Source organism: Haladaptatus sp. DYF46, from assembly GCF_021083305.1.
Lineage (GTDB): Archaea > Halobacteriota > Halobacteria > Halobacteriales > Haladaptataceae > Haladaptatus.
The window spans coordinates 50681-71471 of record NZ_JAJFAY010000008.1 but is presented as its reverse complement, the minus strand read 5'-3'; the positions used below and the strand labels follow the sequence as shown (position 1 = coordinate 71471).

Genomic DNA, 20791 nt, shown 5'->3' with positions numbered 1-20791 from the left:
GATGTGAATGACGTGCCCGACGAAATGCAGTCACTCACAGGCGAACCCTACCAGATCGACCCGCAGGACCACATCCGAGAGGGTGGCACCTACGTGGCGACGAAGACCCCAAGCACGAGTCCAGACCGAGAGTACGATTTGGTGGCGAGTGAGCGGATTCGACGCGGCCTTGAAGATGGCTACGAGAATCCACAGTCACCGATCTGGGCCGGATACAATGTCTCCGCTCAGCAGGGCTACACCGCAACGGGCTTCCCGTTCAGAGATATGTTCCAGCACCTCTGGGTGGTCGGGACGACCGGTGCGGGGAAAACCACCCTGTTGCTCAATCAGATGGTGCAACTCGCGTATGCCGGACACGGTTTTGTCTATTTCGACCCGAAAGCCGAGGACTCACGGGAGTTATTGCGCATGCTCCCCGAGCATCGACTAGATGACGTCGTGTGGATTGAGCCAGGGAGCGACGAGTTCGAAAAAACCGTCGCGATCAATTTCCTCGACGTGCCCGAATGCGACACCGACGCCGAACGAGAGCGGGCGATTGAAGACCGCTTGGAGGTACTGAAAGCGATTTTCGACAATGACGAGTATTGGGGGATCAATATGGAGTCGATCACCGAATCAATGGGCCGGGCAATGCTCCGGCACAACGTGGAGGCTGATCATCCCCAGGACTACTACTCAATTATCGACTTCTACTTTGTGTTGCTCAATCAGCAGCGCCGCGAGCAGTTTGCCCAAGAAGTGGAAGACCCGTTTGTGGCCGAGTTCGTGAATGAGATCGCGGAGATGGAGGACGACGAGGTACGGCCGTTGCTCAAGCGCATCAAATCGTGGGTCGAAAACGGCATTATCCGACGTATTGCTGCCTGTCGGTCCTCGACGATCGACTTCGAGGAGATCATCAACGACAACAAAATTGTCATCGTCCGCACCCCCGTCACGAATGACGATATTAAGCAGATGATTTCACTCGGGACGATGCGTCCCATTTGGACGGCGGTGCAGAACAAATCGTTCGACGGGAAAGAGCGTGAACCATTCTTTGCCATCTTCGACGAGTCGGACAAAGTGCTGAACGAGAATCTGGACGTGGAGGACATGCTCGCACGGGCCCGCTCGATGAAACTCTCGGTCACACTGGCGTGTCAGTATCCGACTCAACTCAAGAAAGCTGGAGTGTTGAAAGCGGTCGAAAACAACTGTAACAACCTCATGGCCTTCCGGGTGAATGATGATGATGACGCCCGGCCGCTTATGAAGAAATTCCGGGGGTACGAGGTTGAAGACCTCATAGAGACGGAGAACTACCGGATTTGGACGCGCGTGCCGCTGAACGGAGGTGGCTACTCCGACCCACTCAAGTTGCATACCTTCCCGCCATACCCGCCACTTCGATCCGAAGATGAGGTAGACGACGTGATACGGGCTTCGCTCGATCAGTACGGACGGACACCGCAGACGGACGAAGAGATACAGCAAAATCTCCAGTTCGGCAGCCTGGGTGAGGCGCTTGAGACGACCGTTGAAGAGCAGCAAGACTGCGAGCAGGCACCGGACGAACTGACAGATAAGGACGTGTTGGAAGCTCTCTTTGTGGCAGCGGTCGAGCAGACGAGCAACGGGATGGGCAGTGTGTCGGTGCGTGAGATCGAGGCCGAGTGCAAGCGGCGGACGAACTACGACAACTATCCGGCGTTCACGAACCTCGTGGTCGAAAAGCTGGGTGGATTGGTCGATACACAGCGGAAGGACGGGAAGGTCATGGCGTCACTTACTGAGCAAGGGCACACGAAACTGTTCGAGCAGGACACCGGCAAGGGTGGCAGCGGTGGCGGTGAGGATCACCGCTGGGTGCTTGGTGAGTCGTTCAAGGCATTCACACGGCTTGGTTATCGGGTTTCGTTACCGAGCCAGGATGAAGGCGGTGAACTGCCGGACGGCGTTGCAAAGCTGCCAATTGATCCAACAGCCGAGCCAACCCTGCCGAAGATCGAGGCGAAGCGCGAGGAACTTATCAACAGCTATGGCGACCTCTACACGTTCTCAGGCGGGCAGAATCTGAGCATCGAGGCCGAGACAACCACGATCAAACGGCCGATGCAGACACTGACGAACCTGCGGAAAGCGGTTGAGGCCGATCAGAAATGTGTATTCACAACGAAGGACGCCACCGCATCGAAAGATAGCTTCGTCTTCTGGGCACGTCGTGGCGAACGAGCGATCTACCACACGACCGGCCACGCCCAAGCGACGGAAACCGACTATTCAACACTCACCTTTGCGAGTGATGGCACGCACGGGAGCCGTGTGTTCTTCAATAAGGGCGAGGCAATCGAACCGGAACCAAATCGCTACGCGCTCCGGCCAGCAGTCGAGGAGCTAAACAAGGAGAACGATACCGTAAAGTGGCAGGAAGACGGCGAGGAAATCGTCTTCTCACATGCAAATACTGATGAAGAGTATGCCCGCTTCGAGAGCATGAACGCCCTGGAAGCGGTCGAGAAAGAGGCGTTCCCCGCCTATTATCACTACGACCCCGGCGACCGAACCTATACGATCTACCACGACGGCGAGCAGGAAACGTACGAGGACAAAGAGGGCTGGGCGGATAAGTGGAAGAAAGTGCCCGTGCCGTTCCTACCGGAGAAAGAGTTTGGTCGGCTTCCCACCGAGAAGGATTTTGAGTTCGTCATCTTCCCGGATGATGACAACGACACCTACGACGGGCCACAGCGCTACGAGCAGGGCGAACTTCGACCCTTGTTTGAGGATGAGACAACCAGTGATCAGATAGCCCACGAGCCGGGCACAGCCTCCGAGAAAACGGAGTCAGAATCAGAACCGAGCAGTGAATCGGTAGATGAATCGAACGGTGTAGAGCCAGCAGCGCATCGCGCAGATGCGAGCGATGAAATGGATAAAAATGAAACTGTTACCGAGACGACGGACAATGAACCAGTGCCACCGACGGAAGCGGGCGGCGAAGAGTCACACACAAACGAGAGTGAATCAGACGACGATGAGAACGATTCAGACCGTTTCAACATCCTGACTTAATTGAGAGGTGGATCGGGATTTTTCTCTTCTGCAAATTCCCGCAGTTCCCCATCATACTTCTCGTTTAGAAAGTCGTTTATGATCGTCATCTGCTCCAGCAACTTCTCGACTCCTCGGTTCAGTTCCTGCAAATCGACGTCTTCATTCTGTACTACCGCTGTTGACTCGCTCTTGTTTTCTAGGTTGTCAACCCGAGCGGCTAAGCGAGACACATCGGCTTTCACATTTTCTAAATCATCTGAGAGATCAGCAGTGTCAAACTCCTCTTCGACAATCGTCTCAGCCAGGTCTTCCCCGTCGGCGGTAAGAGTAGCTACCTTCGGTGGGATCTGACCATCATCGGTCATCTCGGGCTGCATCAAATCAACAAAGTCGGGAGCCAACTTGTTCTTAAGTCGATATGGTACCTTGGTTCCCTCAGTGACCCCAGTGATCGCCTTGATCTCACTCGTATCGGCAGTCCCATCTGACTCATGGATGGCCGCGAGGATCTGGCGTGAAATCCAGTCGAGATTCGAATCAATGTCCGGGCGTGAATCAACCATATTTACCTATCATATATCTATACACATAAAACCAATGCCCTCAAATATAGGCCTTAATTTGATGACCACAAAACACATGCCACAATAAAGGGTGTTAGTAGGGGGTATTGAGGGTGTTAATCAACGGCGCAACACTAAACACTGGAATACCAGACGGTGCACCAAAGCCAAGGGGGATACAAATGAAACGAGAAACACGGAAAACCAAATAATCGAACATCAGACATAACCAAGGTCGACAAAGGCTGACAACCAACAGAGACGACACAGAAGGGATTCAACCAGGAACAAGCAGTCAGGGATTCAGATGAGAGCGACAGGCTGACCAGAATACAGTTCGATACAGGGGGGATTCACTAGAGCAACAGCCAGGCAGAAGTTGAGAAGGTATCAGAAAGTGGATGTTGAATTGAGACCAGCAGAACAACAGGAAACAGACGAACAGCAGAGGCGAGACAACAGAAAGAGCAAACAGCAGACAACAGGCCAAGAACGAGAACAAAGGGGGTTCGACTGAGGCGAAAAAGAGGGGGTTCAGAAAGTATTCAGCAGAGTGATACAAGAAGTGGAGAGCGGAAACAATCAGCCGAGAATAACAGCAGGGTAGTATCCCAGTACAGAACGAGAATCTGGTATTCCAAGGGTGCTACAGCCAGTAGAAGTGTCAACAGTAGAGAGTAGGGAACCAGCGATAAAGAAAGCGAACAACGAGACAGCAACAGCGAGAGGTGACGAGGAAGGGCCAGACCAAATTCAGTACAGAGAGCAACAGCAGTCAACAACTATACAGCAATGTCAAATATGAGATGGCTATCGACGAGAGGGGAAGCCAGCAGGCAGCAAAACTGGGACAGAATTACAGCGGAAGTCCGGTGTGGTAAAATGGGTCATGACGACGGTCGATCAGCCGATCAGGGCGAGCAACAGCTGAGCTCGAGCAGCACCAACCAGAGTCTAACAGCAAACAGTATCAGCAAAAAGGAATCCCAAATGAGACGAGACACCAGGAATCCTACAATGGAGTGTTGAATCTGAATCCCAGTTCTGGTTCGACCAGCTGAATCCCATATGAGAGCTCAGTTGAGGAATCCCCCAAGGGCAATCAGACAAGCAGCAACCGCTGGTGACGATCAACAGCAACACTGCACGGAGAACACCAACGGCGCGACTACGAAGTCAGCATCATAGCAGAGGTGAACCCCAACAGTGTTACAGCAGGTTGAACCCCAGATCGGAACAGAATAATTGAACCCCAGATCAGCGAAAGAGGGAAGCTCAAAAGTCGAACAGCACGACAAAGGGAGGACGATGCCAGAGAGAACATCCAACGGATTGAGCTCTGCCCGGCTTCCTGTTGTGCCGGTTAAATTCAACATCCCGTCGCCAGTGCCTCTGTTGCACGAGTAGATTCCAAACTTGAGAATGGTAACTCGATCGAGCGTTGGCAATCTCTTGGTTCACCTAGAATTCACTTAAACTCGGGTGTTGCACGTCGGGATAACAGTCCCTCTGGCCCTAGCAAATGATGCTATGCAAATATTTATTTTGTAATGAATTTATTTGTAACTCATGTACTTCCGGTATCGCCTTCTCATCGGGGCATATTTGATTTGGATCACGGCAGTGATACTGCTCATTTGTGCCCAGGTTGGACTTCTTCCCCTTTATGGAATCGTCGAACAAACCGTCTTCGTTGGTGCGATGATTGGAGTGGTTATCGGAGCAGTGCGGATTCTCATCCGTAGTGCTACCCGCCTCCGAACACTCGTCAATGACTACCAATGACGTCAGCTTCACTAAGTATACTCTGTAACTGGTCTTGAATTCGGTGAGCACTCCTAGACCGAGGAAGAACAGCAAAAGGAATACTATGAGCACATGACCCAGAACAGGGCGTTCGCCTACGAACCGTTTGAGCCATCGTGGCCTGTCGGGTCATTCTTCCCACTAGCCGTGGGTGTGGCATGGGCGCTGTTTGTGCTCATCGACATGGCGGCCTTTCTCCTCCTCCCCACCCAGACGCTTGCGATGGTCGTCGTTCCAGTCATCACGGTCTGCGTGACCTTTGTGCTACATGAATGGCTACATGCGCTCGTTGGCCGGTGGTATGGGTGTCAGGTATCCTTTGGCATCGATATTGAGCAGTGGGATCCGACGCCGTATGTCATCTCGGCAGGCACTAAGACACGTAACGAACAGCTTGCAATTTCTCTGGGCCCGCTCGTCGTTCTCAATGGTGCTGCACTAGTTGTGATCGCCCTGAGTACCCTATTCTCCCGTGGTTGCTCGGGGTGATTGTATTTGCGACGGATACGTTTGGGTCGATTGTACTATGGCTGCGCCAAACCCAAAGCCAATCAGACTCATTAAGATAACAAAGAACGGATCAGATAGACTTAAGATTGAAAATGTGGGTGTATAGACACCAATCAGATGGAGACTGTATCCAATAAGAAGATGTCCGGCAAAAGAAAGACAGATGATTTCACTCCCGAGGATAGCAACCCGTAATAGTCGAGTAAGTCCTCGTTCAAGTGGAGTTGAAGGGCTTGGTGGCTGAACAAACGGACGATAAACCATCTTTTAGGGCCACAACCCCCGTGTTTGATGTGCTTCAGCAATCCGTGAGAGAGCAACGATGTAGGCCGCATCCCGCCATGTTACATCACGAGAATCGACTTCATGCCGTACTTCGTTCCATGCGGTTTGCATCTCATGTTCGAGTTCTTTATTCACCTTCTCGAGGGACCAGGCTCGGCGGTTGATATCTTGAAGCCACTCGAAATAGCTCACTGTCACACCACCAGCGTTTGCAAGAATATCCGGGACGACGGGTATCTCTCGCTCTGTGAGGATTGCATCAGCACCGGACGTTGTTGGTCCGTTTGCCCCTTCAACGATGATCCCTGCTTGGATATCGTTTGCGTTCGCTTCAGTAATGACATTCCCAATTGCAGCAGGAATCAATACATCCACGTCGAGAGCGAGTAACTCTTCGTTTGACAAAACATCATCAATACCACGAGTGACGGCTTCGGGCTCTTCTTCATGGGATGAAATCGCTGCTACGTCCAATCCATTTGGATCGTACACTGCACCGTTCACGTCGCTGATCGCGACAATTGACGCCCCCCATTCATCAAGGAGACGAGCAGCGCTTGCGCCAACACTGCCGAAGCCTTGAACAGCAATAGTTGTCTCATTAAGCGGACGGTCATAGTAGTCACAGACCTCGCGTGTGATAATAGCTACACTGCGTCCTGGAGCCTCGTCTCGTCCATAGCTCCCGCCGACAACAGGAGGTTTTCCCGTAACAACACCGGGAGATGTTTCACCCGTTTGCATGCTATATGCGTCCATTATCCATGCCATCGTCTGGGCGTTCGTTCCCATATCGGGGGCAGGAATATCTCGATTTGGACCAATAACATCCCGAATCTCCTGGGTAAACCGCCGGGTGAGTCGTTCTTTTTCAGTCTCACTCAATGCTTTTGGGTTAACGACGATGCCACCCTTTGCACCACCAAAGGGGATATCCATCACCGCACACTTCCAGGTCATCCACATCGAGAGTCCAACGCATTCGTCGCGGGTGACTCCAGGGTGATATCTGAGACCGCCTTTGAACGGCCCTCGAACACTGTCGTGTTGTGCCCGATAGCCAGTAAATACCTCTACCGTTCCATCATCTCGCTCAATTGGGACCGTGACTTCGTGGATCTTCGCCGGATGTTTGAGCCGTTCGACAATGTTTGAATCGATATCGAGTTGACTAGCTGCATGAGCCAGTTGTCGACGTGCTGTTTCTAACGCTGATTCGAATTCAATTGGGTCAGTTTTCTTTTCTTGGGGGGAATTTGTTGCCATGGGTTATTCAAGGGGGGTTCTGCGATTCCGTATGGGGCCACCACAATCGGGACATGTCCCTGGATGGGTTTCGACCATCAAAACAGTTCCACAGCTAAAGCATTCGTATGCTGCTTTACTTCCGTGATCGTAGTCGACGTCTCTCATCATCACGTGGTAATACGAATCAGTCGAGGATGATTGTAACTGTTGAATAGCAAAGTGCAACTATTGCCACAATATTTGTTATTGAACCCTGGTTTCCACACCATCTACCCATCTTCATAATGAATGGGTGTAGTCCATGTGCTCGCCGTAATCCAATAAGAGATGTATCCGTAAATCACTAATACAACGCCAAGACCACCCATAAGTATACTACCCGGTACGTGACTCACAAGACCGAGTAGCGAGAGTATCCCAATCAGAAGTAACAACCCAACAGTCCCGACCTGGATAATTCGGCGGTTCATGGCCCAATTGAACATACGGTCGTGACCACCACAACAGTAACTGTTACACAACTAAGTGCGGCTTCAATTCTAGATCTGTTATTCAACAGTTGGCGATGTAACTGCAGGGACTCCAATCTCGTCAAAAAGTGTCGAGAAGAGCTTTCGCTGGATAGTCCGAGCATGTTGATAAAACGCGGGTGGTGAAATTCCCAAGGTATCTGCAACCTCTTCTCCTGTATTTTCGCGCGGCGTCTCGAAAAATCCACTATAATATGCTGTTTGTAGCACTTCGAGCTGTCGGTCAGTTAACTGGTCGAGGAACTCGGAATACAAATCTTGGGTCGTCGATCGGTCCAATGTTTGTTTCGATCGAAGTTCAACATCAGTAAACGTGTCGGTCATGAGTTGCTTAATATGGCGTACATCGACACTCTCTGGCACATCAATCACAAGCGTTGCGGCCGTCGCATCAACTGATACGCTTCGAAGGATTGCCCCGTGGTCTGCTAACTCAAGTGCAACAAACGGTTGCGAGATCCGAAGTCGAAGCACACCATCGGTATCACCACCACTAATTCGCTGCACTTCATCAATGGCGGCGATATTCGCTGCAGCCTGTTCCACTACATCTATTGGGGTACCCTTAGCAGAGACAAACACATAACTTCCGTCACCCGTTTGTTGAACTCCTCCTTGATAGGTTAGCGTACATTCTCCTTTCTCTGCTAATCGTGAAAGAATAAACGTCGGGTCATTTACGCCGAACTCGATTCGAGTCATTGATGTGGTGAGCAGCGCATTTTTTCGTTCGATAGCACTTGTTGCGGACGCTATCGTTTCACCGAGCTCTGAGAGTACCTCACGAGAGGTTTCATCGAATGCTGTTTGCGTTTTTGCGTAGACGGTCAAGACGCCATAGGTGAACTCATCGTATGCGAGTGGAACACTCAACACTGAAAGATAATCACGTGACAATGCTGCCTTCCGCCAGATTTCTTCTCGAAGTTGGTCAGCAACATTTGGAACCATAGTCACCTCTCGAGTTGCTGCAGTCCGACCAGATGGTTCCGTCCCCATTTCTTTGACTTCAAAGGATACATTGTCTAGATAACCTTGTTCTTTCCCTGCCCACGCTCGCGGCTCGACTGTCTCTGTATTGGAATCCGATGCGCCAATCCAAGCAAACGAGAACCGATCATCGTCCGTAAGGAGCTCACAAACTGTATGATCGATTTCCGCACGCGTTTCGGCTTGAACGAGTGCTTGGTCGATTTCTCGTATGATTTCATTAACACGATTCAGAGCTGTGAGTTGGCTGTTTTGATGTTGGAGTTCACGGTCCTGTTCTCGCAGCCGACTTTCTCGTCTCACTCGATCGAATGCTGCTTCAGCCGTGACTGCGAGTAAATCTGTGAGTTCACGAGTTACTTCATCAAACTGCCCAACTTCGGATGAGCCTACTATGAAGACTCCATGATCCCCAAGCGGAATATATGCAGCACTCCGGATGTCTGTTGCTTGATTTTCGAGTCGGTCACTGTTGTGAACATCGTCGAAAAAGAGTGCTTCGTCTTCCAGAAAACTGTAGCTAGTGATACTTTCACCATCGGTATGCACTGTCGGAAGTGGCCCGTTCAACCGTTCCATTGCGGTTGTCTGCACAGCGGGATACAGTTCGTTATTATCAGCGTCAAATAGATAGACTGCAGTCGCATCGAAGTCAAGAACTCCCGGAACATCATCAACAACATGATGTGCGATCTCTTGCGGAGTTTCTGCATAGAGGAAATCACGGGCCGTTTCCTGCAATGTAGCTAATGCATCTTCTCGCTGTTTTCGTTTCGTAATATCACGACAACTGTACAGGAGTGTTCCATCCTGGATCGAGACTTCGCGAATGTTGACCAGCAATGTATGTTCACGACCAGCTTTATCTGTGGCAGTACATTCGATATTTTTGAGAACACCGTTGGCTGCGAGGTCAGTACGGTCAAAGAGTTCATTGCCGAGAAGTTCATCAATCGTTCCCATCTTACGGATTTCATCGGCCGTATAGCCGAATATGAAGTGAACGTTGGGACAGATATAGGTATATTCTCCTTTTTCGTTTGTTATGAGCACCGTGTCGGTCATGTTGTTGAGTGTGACACGGTGGAGTTCCTCGGATTGACGAAGGTCCCGTTCGAGGGTTACTCGTTCTGTGATATCGACACCTTCGACGATGATCGAGATAATACTTCCATCCTCTTTACGAACAGGACGAGCAGACAAATCGATAACCTGTGTATTGTCTTCGTCAGAGGTTCGTTTGACTACGGCATTTCCAAAGTTACCAGCAAGCGCTTTCTCGATGATTCGTTTCACATCCGATTGTGTGCTATCTGCTTGAGACCACCATGGAAGCGTCCAGAATGGTTGTCCAACCAGGACCTCAATGTCCGTCTCAATTACATTCCGAGCAGTTTGATTGGCACGGGCTAAAGAACCATCTGGATCAAGTACCCATGTAGCTGTCCGCGTGTCGTGGAAGATTGCATCAAACTGTCTGGCCCGATCGCGCTGGGTGGTCGTCCGTCGTGCAGAGCGAATGCTTCGTTCGATTCGTTCAATGATCTCGGCAGATACCTGTTCGGATGAATCGGTGATCATAATGTAGTCAGTAACACCAGCAGTGATCGCTTTACTGGCAACCGACTCGCTCCCAGAAGAAGTACATAGGATTAATGGGAGTGTTATGGTTTTGTCACGGATTGACCGTAGTAGATCAATCCCCGTTGATTTCCCAAGGTCATATTCAGAGACAATACAATCAGGAGATTGTTCCTGAAAGATCTCAAGAGCGTCGTCAATCGTTGTAACTGATTGTATAGATGCTCGACTTTGTGTTTCCACCAATTCAGCAACTTTTGAAATCCATTCACTCCTTCCTACGAGAAGGATCTGTGTCGATGGAAGCATACTGGATGGAATCGTCATTACTTAATAATAGAACCCCCGGACGTTCAATATATCGCATTGGTGCAATCTCGTACCAGATATCCATATATCATTGTTCGCCGTTCGTGTATTTCCGTATATGACCCCCTTGATAGCATAAAATAGTAGTATTATTTATCAAATAAAATCCGCCAAGATAGGTATTACTGGGCAACATGGTTTGTCTTTTAACCGCTATGAAATAACACCCTTTGCTATTCAACAGGAGGTGATATCATTCTGGCTGCCAGAATAAGGGTTGAAGAACGGCTAAGAAATACAAATATACAAGGAATTGAGAGAGAATAATAGACCGTGCAAAATAATATTACGACATACTCAGGTGGGGACTCAATCTCAACACTACTTTTTGAGCGATGACTGAACAAACAGACGTCGACAATTCAACGATTGACGATGATGAAACCACGAACAAGAATAAATGGGAAGTGTGGGGACTCGTTGTCGGATCAAGTCTCATTTCGACCGGCCTTGCTGCATACGAGATCGTTCCCGCGAGTGTAATTCCAGTTATTCGTGAATCGCTACACAGTGGCCCGACAGCCACTGGTTTGATTGTCAGCATAATGTTCGGCACTGCCGTTATCGCAAGTCTCCCTGTCGGTGCGATACTCGATCGTACAAACACTCGATCAGTAATGGGCATCGCCGTTCTTACACTCATGGTCGCTGGTATTTGGGGATGGGTTGGTGGCCAGAACGGTAACTACTGGTCGGTTATTGGTTCACGCGCACTTGGCGGCATCGCGTACGTGATCGTATGGAATGCAGGAATCGATATTGTGGGTCGATCTGTCGATAGTTCCCAACAGGCGACTGCCGTCGGTATGTTTACCGCAAGTGGCCCGATTGGATTTGCCCTTGGACAGGGATTAGGCCCAATCATCACGGCTTGGTTTGGGTGGCCGGCTATCTTCATCGCATTCAACAGTCTCGCCCTCATCGGTCTGCTCTTGTTTTGGCCGACAAGCAACGGTCTTGGATATAGTGCCGGGTCTGCACCCACACTCCGGGAGTTCGGAAGCGTTCTTCAGAACCGAAGCGTATGGCTCGTTGGTGGATTAGGATTTCTCGGCTACTCTCTTTATCTATTTGTGAACAGTTGGGGGTCGTCATATCTCACTGAAAGTGTGGGACTTTCACTGGAGCTCAGCGGCCTGCTTGTTGCATTATTTCCTGCAGTTGGAATCCTTGCACGAATGAGCAGCGGACCACTCTCGGACCGACTCTTCCGCGGTCAACGTCGGCCAGTAGTGTTGGGTTCCTTCTTTATAGCCGCACCACTGGTCATCAGTTTCACTCATCTTCGGTCAGTCGTTACACTGATTGCAATACTATTGATCTCTGGATTTGCAATCCAGCTCACACTTGGTCTATCATTCACTTACGTTCGGGAACTAGTCGACCCACGGGTTGCTGCAACGGCCGTGGCATTTCAAACGAGCGTGGGGCTTGCAGGTGCATTTCTCGCCCCAACCGCTGGGGGCGCAATCGTCGATGCTGCCGGTTTCGATACCGCCTTTTTTGTTGCAGGGTGTCTAGCAGTAATCGGTGTTGGCGTGGCTTGGCAGGCTCCAGAACCTGGTAATGAAATATGCATCTCCGATCAGTGATAGCATAACATGAAATCTATACTCACAGAGCGAGATATGGCCCAACAGCGGCGAGAATAAATCCCAATGCAACCTTTAATTTAGCGGGATTAATCAAATGAGCAACTTTCCAACCGGTTAAAGTACCTATAAGAAGCGGGATACCAATCACCGTTGCAAGTGGAAGCGATACATCTCCTTGAAGTGCGTACCCCGTAGTTGCAAACAGCGCAATGAAGATCGATTGTACTTGCGCGATAGCAACAGCCTTCAACATTGGAACATCGATCAAAACCAATGCTGGAACTGCTAGAACAGGTCCTCCAACACCCAACAAGCCGCTGGCAATGCCAAGCGTGAATCCTAGTATACCAAGACCAACTCGACCTTGCCATACTGTTGTTTTTAACTTGAAGAGGGGGCGAAGCTCACGTGCCTCACGATAGATGATAGTGGCACCAGTCAATGTAGCAACAGCACCAAGTAATAGTCCAAAGATTGGTCTTGGGACAAAAGCGTTCAGATACGCACCGAGAAAGGCCCCGATAAGACTTGAGACGCTCAGTATAAGTGCCATTATACGAGTATGATCTGAGGTTAGTTCACCAGAATATGCGTACGCAATACTCCCAACGAATCCAGTCGCGATAAACGTCGCTTGAGCAGTCCCAGCTACCACCCCTGAAGATACTGATGTCAGAGAGTACAATGCAATCGTTACAAAAATGCCGCCCGGCCCTAGCGTTGTAATTCCGATCCCTGAAATAAATGCAATTGCTACGAGTAATACCAAAAGACGAAACCCAAATGCAAAGCCAAGCACTCTCTATAACGCCTTACCGTGGCCAGATATGTATTGTGAAGACCGATCACAATTCTAATTTTTGCTTAGATCGATTAGCATGTAAGCAAAGGAGTCTAATGCCGTTCTTCAACACCAAAAACTAAACCTGTCCGAGACGTAGGCTAGCAACTACCATGATTGATAGTGTTGAGAAAGAAGTTGAAATGCTAACGCGGCATCTCCAAATCATGCAATTGGTTATTCAGCATGAGCCAATAGGTATTGTGAAGATGTCGAATGAGACAGGCTATCCACATCACAAAGTACGCTATTCATTACGTGTGCTCGAAGAGGAAAACTTGATCGAGCCAACTGATCAAGGAGCAATCACCACTAACCAGACAAACGATTTCGTCGACAATCTGGAAAGAAAAGTCGAAGAAATCTGTGAGACATTGAATGAAATGAAAATTGAAGCATGAGAAATACAAAATGAAGTTGTGATTTTAGAAGGACACTGATGTAGGTATTTAAAGGATACAAACCAACATATAGGCATGCATCACTCAAATTTCGACGATTTCGATCATGACTCGCATATGCGCCAAGCTTTCGATGCCGCACGTGAGGCCGCTGACCGCGGTGATCGTCCATTCGGTAGCGTACTCGTCCGCAACGATAAAGTCACCATGGTTGATTCAAACCATGTCCTCACAAAGAACGATATTCGCCGACATCCTGAACTTCATCTTGCCTACCGAGCATGTCAAGAATTAACTCAAGAGTCGCGAGCTGAGACGGTTATGTATACGAGTACAGAGCCATGTCCGATGTGTGCTGGTGGGATGGTTACAGCTGGCTTCGGACAGGTGATCTATAGTGTCAGTAGTAATGAAATGGTAGAATTCACAGGAACTAAACCATCAGTACGGTCGAGAGAAATCCTCAACGGCATCAGCAACGTCGTTGGCCCGATCCTGAATGATGAGGGACGACAGATTCACGATGAATTTGACTGGTGAACTATTTCAGTCATGGATCTAATTCCATTACTGCACGCTAATCATGATCCCTATCCCTGTCAATACCTGATCAAATAGTCGTCACAGACAACAACCGGAGACAACTTTTGGTAATTAAGGATTCTCAATCAAGACCGGCAAGGAGAGTGGTCACTGGTCCTCCCAAGATTGAGTATCACCTGTTCATACGACTGTTCCGCTGCTCGTTCAATTTCGGTTGTACGAAGTTCGACTTCATCAACAAAGGATTGGTCTGTGATCTGCTCTAAATTGCTTCGTACGATAAAGATAGACGCTTGAAGGGCAGATTGAGCGAAAAATACACCAGCTCCAGCATCAGGGATAGCGTTCTGATTACCCCTCTCCGTTACCGTTGGTCCATGATCAATGATATTCAAACATGCTTCTGCAACCGCGAGTGGTACTCCAGTAGCACGTTTCATTGTGGATTGATTCTCTTCGGATGTCGCTATCAGTTTGTCCACCACTTCTGCATCTGTATCAGCGAGATCCAGCAGCTGATTCCGTTGTGTTCTGAGATCGTCTCGAATATCAGCTAACTCTCTGTCCACGTCTGCAGCCTCCTGTTTTCCAATTGTATGAAGACAAACCATCTCGCAGAGTGATGCCCCGGTGGCTCCAATGACAGCTGCGGATGTGCCTCCAGCAGGAGTCACCTCTGTTGACGCTATGTTGCTGAGAAATCCACCGAGAGATTGATCACGGTAGCTCATACGAATAGATACTCTGATCGCATTCAAGTATCTATTTCTCAGGGGATTCACGTTATCGAGGCTGATACCAATCGAACCAGAACGCTTCCTAGCCCTCCACTACGGATACCAATGACTGAGGAGGATTCCTTTAGTATATTCCCATTAAAATTTGGAAAACTATACGTAGCTATCTATAGAACCATTTTAACTGGGTATTTATCTGATCATGTGGAGAAAACACATTCATAGCTACACAAGCATAAGCACAGACGTAGTTGGTGAACAACTCCTAAGCACCCTGGTTGTGTCGCGATTGTGCAGGCCGTAATCATGGGAGCGGTCTATCTCTACAGCCACCTCCGATTTGAGCCAGTACTAACAGCAATCATGAGAATATTCGAGTTCAAGTTGAAGTCAAGTTTCTCTGCGTTACAGGCGATCTGGGGACTCTTCAGTAATCCTATGAGCTTCAGTGTCCCACAAGTGATTTAATAAATGAGTGATAATAGCTAGTGGGAGAACAATGTACGATTTAACTGGCTTTCAACGTGACCTACTGTACGTTGTAGGGGGTTCGGACGACCCACACGGACTTGCTATCAAAGACGACCTCGAAGACTACTACGACAAAGAAATTCACCATGGGCGATTGTATCCAAATCTGGATTCGCTAGTCGATAAAGGACTGATCGAAAAGAGCGAAAAAGACCGCCGGACGAACGCCTACACGCTAACTCAGCGTGGACAGCGGGAAATCGAAGCCCGGCGAAACTGGGAACAAGAGTATCTTGAGCAAGAAGCCCCGACAGCCTAACACCCGCACTCCGTAGCCTCCATTTTCGTAAATCGCTTTCTCAAAAGGGGGATCGAACAGTTTCTTGCTGGAAGTACGAGTGAGCTGTTAGCGACGATGAAATCGAACACAAGACACCACCAACGTATACACACGTATTTTTGCTCGATAGATTATTCCGATCTGGTTATAGATGTAGTTAGGTGATTCACAGGAGGCAATAAAATTGATAACACACTGCACACGACATCGAGTATGTCACACCCACTCACGGATGACGAAACAGAGCAGCTGCTCCGCGTCTGTCGGACGGCCATTGATGACGAACTCCGGAGTGTGACGTATTTCTCACCGAACGACTATCAGCATCTCTACTTACGAGATGATCTCGAACGAGGAACCGATCCACATTCGTTCGTTGAACATGAACGTGGTGGGTTCAGCTCCCAACGCACGTACGAATGGTCCGAGCTCGGTGACTACCAGTATACAATGCGTGCGTTCGAGAATGGCTATCTCGTTCGCATCATCGTTGGCACGCACGGGACCTACGTGACGACAGATTCGGTAACGATGGCTCGCTTTAATGAAGTCGCAGAAGCTGTCAGCGGCGTACTTGGAGAGATTGCGTCCAACTCGGAGAGACACGTCCGATAAGCACAGGTTCGCTACTCACATTGCCAGATAGTTTATGCAGATCGCGACAGTAGCAGTGTCGCCATGAGCGATTCGAAGAGCAAGTTAACCATCGACATCAACGCAGAGCGAGAAAGCCCGACACGGACGACGGTCGAAACACGGGGATTCGAACTCACGGTGGACGAGACAGAAGAGATGGGCGGGACAAATAAAGGACCAAATCCGCTAGAGTACCTCTTGGTGGCACAAGCAGGCTGTCTCAATGTCACTGGCCAGCAGATCGCGACCGAGATGGATCTCGAAATTAATCAGCTTGAAATCGCTATAGAGGGAGATTTCAACCAATCAGCATTCGCCGGTGATGACGATGACCGAACCGGGCTACAAGATATCACCGTGACAATGGATGTTGATGCGGATGCAGATGACGAAACGATCAGAACATGGGCTCAGCGAGTTGAAGAGCGCTGCCCCGTATCTGACAACGTGAAAAACGAGACCGCAGTTCAGCTCTCGGTTGATCCGTAGTTGGAAAGCTCATCAACGGTGGATTCGTTCACTGCGAAAATGGTGGTCTGCCAGTAGCTATTTTCCGTGTGGTGTTGTACTAGAATTATAATGTACGACCGAATCCTCCTGCCAACGGATGGAAGCGATGGGACAAAGACCGCGATCGAACAGGCAATTGGGCATGCCCAAACGTACGATGCAGAGTTGCATGTCCTGCACGTGATCGACCAGTCTGCAGTCGAACTCACTGCAACACCAACAGTCAAAGGCGTACCAACAGATGTGGTTCATGAACAGCTTGATGAGCAAGGACAGGCGCTCGTACGCGAGGTTACAAAAGAAGCGAACAACGCTGGAGTCCCCACAACGACAGAAATCGTCGAATATGGCCGTCCCCACGAAGAGATACAGTCATATGCAACCGAGGAAGATATTGATCTCATCGTCATCGGCACACATGGCCGATCTGGCCTCAATCGGCAGTTGCTTGGAAGCGTCGCGGAAAAAGTAGTTCGAACCGCAGAAGTGCCGATATTAGCTGTTCAGCTCGACGAAACAGACTAGAGTTACCCGGGCAATATCCAATTCGCTGCCATTATTGTCACCGACAGCGAAAAGAGTAGAGCGGGCATACTTTCTTTCATGGAGTATACGGTACGGCTCGAGGATGGTACTGACCTCCAACTGACAGATGTTGATGTCGCAACAAAGGGTGATCAAATCGCGTTCTCGATCGATGGACGGATCGAAAATATCGATAACGAACTCATGGAGGTATTTCAGGATAAATCACTCCGCCCGGCGGCAATCACATTTGAAGCGCAGGACGACGATCGAAACTAACCAAATAAATGAACTACTGATTTTTCTGCTATTCACGTTTGATTATTGGGAACCACTCTGTTGTATATCCTGTTTTTCGAAGGACCCAGCGTTGTTCGGGACCGCGTTCACTCACACGAAGCTCAATCACGGCGTCGAACACGGATTCAATTTCATGCACCGGTAGTGAGTCCCGGTCACATGGAAGCGTATAATAGCCAAGTCCCTCGACACCACGTACAGCACGACAGATAGGGGTCAAAAACGTCGCTATGTCAGTCGATGGTGCTTCCATCACCGGCTGAAGCGAATCAACATAGAGTTGAACATCAATAGTCCCAATATCTCCTACATGACTATCCTGCCGTGCTATTGACTGAATGAGAGCATTTTGAAGGTCACTCAGAGTTCCGGTAATGGGGAAGATCTGGGCTTTTTCGTGGAGACTGGTTGCTGGCACAGCCGTCGAGCGCACTGTCGCTTCTTGAAAATCAAGAACCTCAACGTGGCTAGGCGTTGGCTGTGCTGGTACTGCTTGCCGTTGCAGTGCCGTTGGAGAGTGGTCAAGCATCGCAAAGAGATCATAACGGGTTGCGTCGTAATCTTGCATGAGGTAGGAACGTTCATCATTGAAAACGTCGCGAGGAACATCGCCAGCGACCAGAATATTTCCACCCTGCTCCTTGAGTTGTGCAAGTTCGGACCGGATTGTAATCATTCCATCGCCTGAAACGGTGACGAAATACCCCTCAAATCCAAACGACACATAGCCATTGGTTCGCGGTGTCCCATCGGCTAGTGGCTGAAACAGGTCGGTAAGTGCGTCTGGATTGATCCGATCAGCGAGTCGTTCTGTTACCTCCTGAGTATCAATCCCACTCGCATTCGCAACAGCGAGGACGACCTCTGTCCCGAGATCATCGGTTGGTGCATACTCGTATGAGATCGTATCTGTTGATCCAAATGGAGCGCCAGCGAACTCGGTTGCCAATGGCAGATCTGCGTCAAGCTTTGGGACAAGTGGTTCGTTGGTAATCTGAATTTCACCTGGTTGCTGAATACGGATGGCATGATCATGCCACGAGAAGATGATTTCAGTTGAGGATTGATGAGAAGACTGCAGAGTGAACAGTTCGTTGAGAGCCTCGGGGTTAATCACAGTATACAGTGGATCAAGGGTGCGTGGATCGGTCTCCAGCACAGTCCCCATGGCTTTGCTAAGCCGAATATCAAGAGTATCCGTGGTATCTTCGGTCGTACTGAAGTGCTGGCAGTGTTGTGACCGGAAGATATCTCGAATGGAGTGCTGCTCGCTGGTCATGGTAATAGAGATTCTATCGCGGTGAACAATTGAAAGCCTATCGGTGTGGGAACGAGTTTCTTTTTATGAGTTATTTGAGGTTCTAGAAATATCTCTATCACAATAGCCGACCATTTCTTGAAGGAGTGAAGGTTAATTGGAGCCGAGACCACTATTTGTCCGTCTATCTATCATTTCCCGTGAGGAGCGTCAACTATCACATACATATCACACTGAATCATTCGCTATTGCTGGATAGCTTGTTTGATAGTAAGTATGCCATTATTGACCGTGATTTCGTCTGCATCAGTCGGCACTTCGAAATCAAACTGCTCAGTATCAACAACGACGATTGCAGTACCGCCAACAATATCGAGTAAAAGATCAGTAGCGTTTCGACCAAAGTCCACAGCAAGAATCTCTTCACCATCATGCTCTTGTTTGCAGATCAAAATATTGTGTTGATCCCTGGCCAAATCTTCTAGTTCGTGTGGTGTGTGCATCCCCTATATAGGGGTGGAGTCAACCTAAACGCTCTGCCCAGTTGTGAATCCTCTTCTTTCTGTCGATTTTGACAGACATGCACTACAACCATTAGGAGAGATCCATTGCATCGATCTGTTCTTGATACCGGTTGCGAATGGTCACTTCGGTGACTTGCGCCACCGCAGCGATCTCGCTCTGTGTCTGATCTTCATCACACAGTAATGAGGCGGCATAAATTGCGGCCGCGGCGTACCCAGTTGGTGATTTCCCCGAGAGCAACCCCTGTGCTAGCGAATTATCGAGGATCTCGTTCGTTTTCGCTTCAACGGCGTCACTGCTCCCGAGTTGCGAGCAAAACCGCGGGACATACTGTTTTGGGTTCACCGGTTGTATCTCGAGGCCAAGTTCTCGGTCAAGATAGATATACGATCGGCCGATCTCTTTTCGCTCCACACGCGACACCTCCGCAACCTCCCCCAGACTGCGAGGGAGATTCTCACTGCGACACGCCGCATACAAACAACAGGTCGCGATTCCCTCAATCGAGCGGCCGAGAATCAGGTCTTCATCCAGCGCCCGCCGATACAGCACACAAGCGACTTCACGAATCGAGCGTGGGATACCAAGTGCACTCGCCATCCGATCAATTTCACTCAGGGCGAACTGCAGGTTGCGCTCACCAGCATCTTTCGTTCGGATGCGCTCTTGCCACGTGCGCAGTCGGTTCATCTGCCGGGATTTCTTGGCCGAGAGAGCGCGACCGTAGGCATCTTTATCCTTCCAATCAATGGCTGTCGTCAGCCCCTTGTCGTGCATTGTCTGTGTAGTTGGGGCGCCGACACGTGATTTCTGTTGGCGATCCTGGTGATTGAAGGCCCGCCATTCGGGCCCGTGATCGATAGTGTCCTCTTCAACAATCAAGCCACAGTGCTCACAGACAACCTCACTCCCGTCTGCAGTTGTGATAAGGGTTTGCGATTCGCACTCAGGACAGTTCTGGACGTCCTCTTGTTCATCGGCAGTGCGTTCGGTCTCGGTGTCGCGTTCTTGCCGACGAGTAAGGCGCGTCATTTGGTAACAATTGATGGTTCGACGCGGTTAAGTTCTCTGTCTGATGCACAGCGGATTCTAGTGAGAGTGATGTCGATCTATCTCGATTTCCGATCAGGGATGGTCTGATTTACTCATGGAAAGGGAGCAAGCTGTACTGTCGCCAGCTTTCAG

Annotated in this window: 18 protein-coding genes; 9 read left to right on the top strand and 9 right to left on the bottom strand. The window is 49.6% G+C overall.

Annotation, left to right across the window (positions count from 1 at the left end):
- Positions 1-12: 12 nt before the first annotated feature.
- Positions 13-3060 (top strand): type IV secretory system conjugative DNA transfer family protein, encoded by a 3048-nt coding sequence (locus LJF34_RS24820; RefSeq protein ID WP_231188700.1) that lies wholly within the window; start codon positions 13-15, stop codon positions 3058-3060.
- Here the strand turns inward: LJF34_RS24820 and LJF34_RS24815 are convergent.
- Complete coding sequence (locus tag LJF34_RS24815) at positions 3057-3605, bottom strand: hypothetical protein (protein ID WP_231188699.1); 549 nt, start codon at positions 3603-3605, stop codon at positions 3057-3059. The two genes, LJF34_RS24820 and LJF34_RS24815, sit on opposite strands and share 4 nt — an antisense overlap.
- Before the next feature lie 1878 nt (positions 3606-5483).
- On the opposite strand from LJF34_RS24815, the gene LJF34_RS24810 reads away from it, so the two are divergent.
- Positions 5484-5900: a DUF3267 domain-containing protein gene (locus LJF34_RS24810; RefSeq protein ID WP_231188697.1), complete on the top strand. Its 417-nt coding sequence runs from the start codon at positions 5484-5486 to the stop codon at positions 5898-5900.
- Between the two features lie 288 nt (positions 5901-6188).
- Here the strand turns inward: LJF34_RS24810 and gdhB are convergent, their stop codons facing one another.
- The 3 genes from gdhB to LJF34_RS24795 form a co-directional block, all read right to left on the bottom strand.
- Positions 6189-7472, bottom strand: a complete 1284-nt coding sequence (gene gdhB / locus LJF34_RS24805; RefSeq protein WP_231188695.1) for a glutamate dehydrogenase GdhB — start codon at positions 7470-7472, stop codon at positions 6189-6191.
- A gap of 3 nt (positions 7473-7475) precedes the next feature.
- Positions 7476-7619 carry a rubrerythrin-like domain-containing protein gene (locus tag LJF34_RS24800; RefSeq protein WP_231188694.1) on the bottom strand — a complete coding sequence of 48 codons (144 nt, stop codon included), beginning with the start codon at positions 7617-7619 and terminating at the stop codon, positions 7476-7478.
- Positions 7620-8002: 383 nt separating this feature from the next.
- Positions 8003-10882: a bacterio-opsin activator domain-containing protein gene (locus LJF34_RS24795; protein ID WP_231188689.1), complete on the bottom strand. Its 2880-nt coding sequence runs from the start codon at positions 10880-10882 to the stop codon at positions 8003-8005.
- A gap of 377 nt (positions 10883-11259) precedes the next feature.
- Here LJF34_RS24795 and LJF34_RS24790 point away from each other — a divergent pair, with 377 nt between their 5' ends.
- Entirely contained in the window at positions 11260-12516 is a 1257-nt protein-coding gene (locus LJF34_RS24790) for an MFS transporter (RefSeq protein ID WP_231188688.1), read from the top strand.
- 22 nt (positions 12517-12538) lie between these two features.
- On the opposite strand, the gene LJF34_RS24785 is transcribed toward LJF34_RS24790, so the two are convergent.
- Complete coding sequence (locus LJF34_RS24785; protein WP_231188687.1) at positions 12539-13318, bottom strand: sulfite exporter TauE/SafE family protein; 780 nt, start codon at positions 13316-13318, stop codon at positions 12539-12541.
- 155 nt (positions 13319-13473) lie between these two features.
- On the opposite strand from LJF34_RS24785, the gene LJF34_RS24780 reads away from it, so the two are divergent.
- Together LJF34_RS24780 and LJF34_RS24775 are read left to right on the top strand one after the other, a co-directional pair.
- On the top strand, positions 13474-13761 hold the full coding sequence (locus LJF34_RS24780) for a hypothetical protein (protein WP_231188686.1): 288 nt from the start codon (positions 13474-13476) through the stop codon (positions 13759-13761).
- Positions 13762-13836: 75 nt separating this feature from the next.
- Positions 13837-14301 carry a nucleoside deaminase gene (locus LJF34_RS24775; RefSeq protein ID WP_231188684.1) on the top strand — a complete coding sequence of 155 codons (465 nt, stop codon included), beginning with the start codon at positions 13837-13839 and terminating at the stop codon, positions 14299-14301.
- A gap of 128 nt (positions 14302-14429) precedes the next feature.
- Here LJF34_RS24775 and LJF34_RS24770 read toward each other — a convergent pair whose 3' ends face one another.
- Complete coding sequence (locus LJF34_RS24770) at positions 14430-15035, bottom strand: cyclodeaminase/cyclohydrolase family protein (protein WP_231188682.1); 606 nt, start codon at positions 15033-15035, stop codon at positions 14430-14432.
- Between the two features lie 505 nt (positions 15036-15540).
- Here LJF34_RS24770 and LJF34_RS24765 point away from each other — a divergent pair.
- From LJF34_RS24765 to LJF34_RS24750, 4 genes are all read left to right on the top strand, one after another.
- Positions 15541-15831: a PadR family transcriptional regulator gene (locus LJF34_RS24765; RefSeq protein ID WP_231188680.1), complete on the top strand. Its 291-nt coding sequence runs from the start codon at positions 15541-15543 to the stop codon at positions 15829-15831.
- Positions 15832-16530: 699 nt separating this feature from the next.
- Positions 16531-16977 (top strand): OsmC family protein, encoded by a 447-nt coding sequence (locus tag LJF34_RS24760; RefSeq protein ID WP_231188678.1) that lies wholly within the window; start codon positions 16531-16533, stop codon positions 16975-16977.
- A gap of 90 nt (positions 16978-17067) precedes the next feature.
- Entirely contained in the window at positions 17068-17523 is a 456-nt protein-coding gene (locus LJF34_RS24755; protein WP_231188676.1) for a universal stress protein, read from the top strand.
- 78 nt (positions 17524-17601) lie between these two features.
- The gene (locus tag LJF34_RS24750) at positions 17602-17802 is read left to right on the top strand and encodes a hypothetical protein (protein ID WP_231188674.1); all 201 of its coding nucleotides are present in this window, start codon (positions 17602-17604) and stop codon (positions 17800-17802) included.
- A gap of 28 nt (positions 17803-17830) precedes the next feature.
- Here the strand turns inward: LJF34_RS24750 and LJF34_RS24745 are convergent, their stop codons facing one another.
- The 3 genes from LJF34_RS24745 to LJF34_RS24735 all read right to left on the bottom strand — a co-directional run bounded on the left by LJF34_RS24745 (position 17831) and on the right by LJF34_RS24735 (position 20638).
- Positions 17831-19102, bottom strand: coding sequence for a HalOD1 output domain-containing protein (locus tag LJF34_RS24745; RefSeq protein WP_231188672.1), 1272 nt, complete (start codon positions 19100-19102; stop codon positions 17831-17833).
- A gap of 224 nt (positions 19103-19326) precedes the next feature.
- The gene (locus LJF34_RS24740) at positions 19327-19584 is read right to left on the bottom strand and encodes a hypothetical protein (RefSeq protein ID WP_231188670.1); all 258 of its coding nucleotides are present in this window, start codon (positions 19582-19584) and stop codon (positions 19327-19329) included.
- Positions 19585-19675: 91 nt separating this feature from the next.
- Positions 19676-20638, bottom strand: coding sequence for a transcription initiation factor IIB (locus LJF34_RS24735; protein WP_231188668.1), 963 nt, complete (start codon positions 20636-20638; stop codon positions 19676-19678).
- Between the last annotated feature and the right edge of the window lie 153 nt (positions 20639-20791).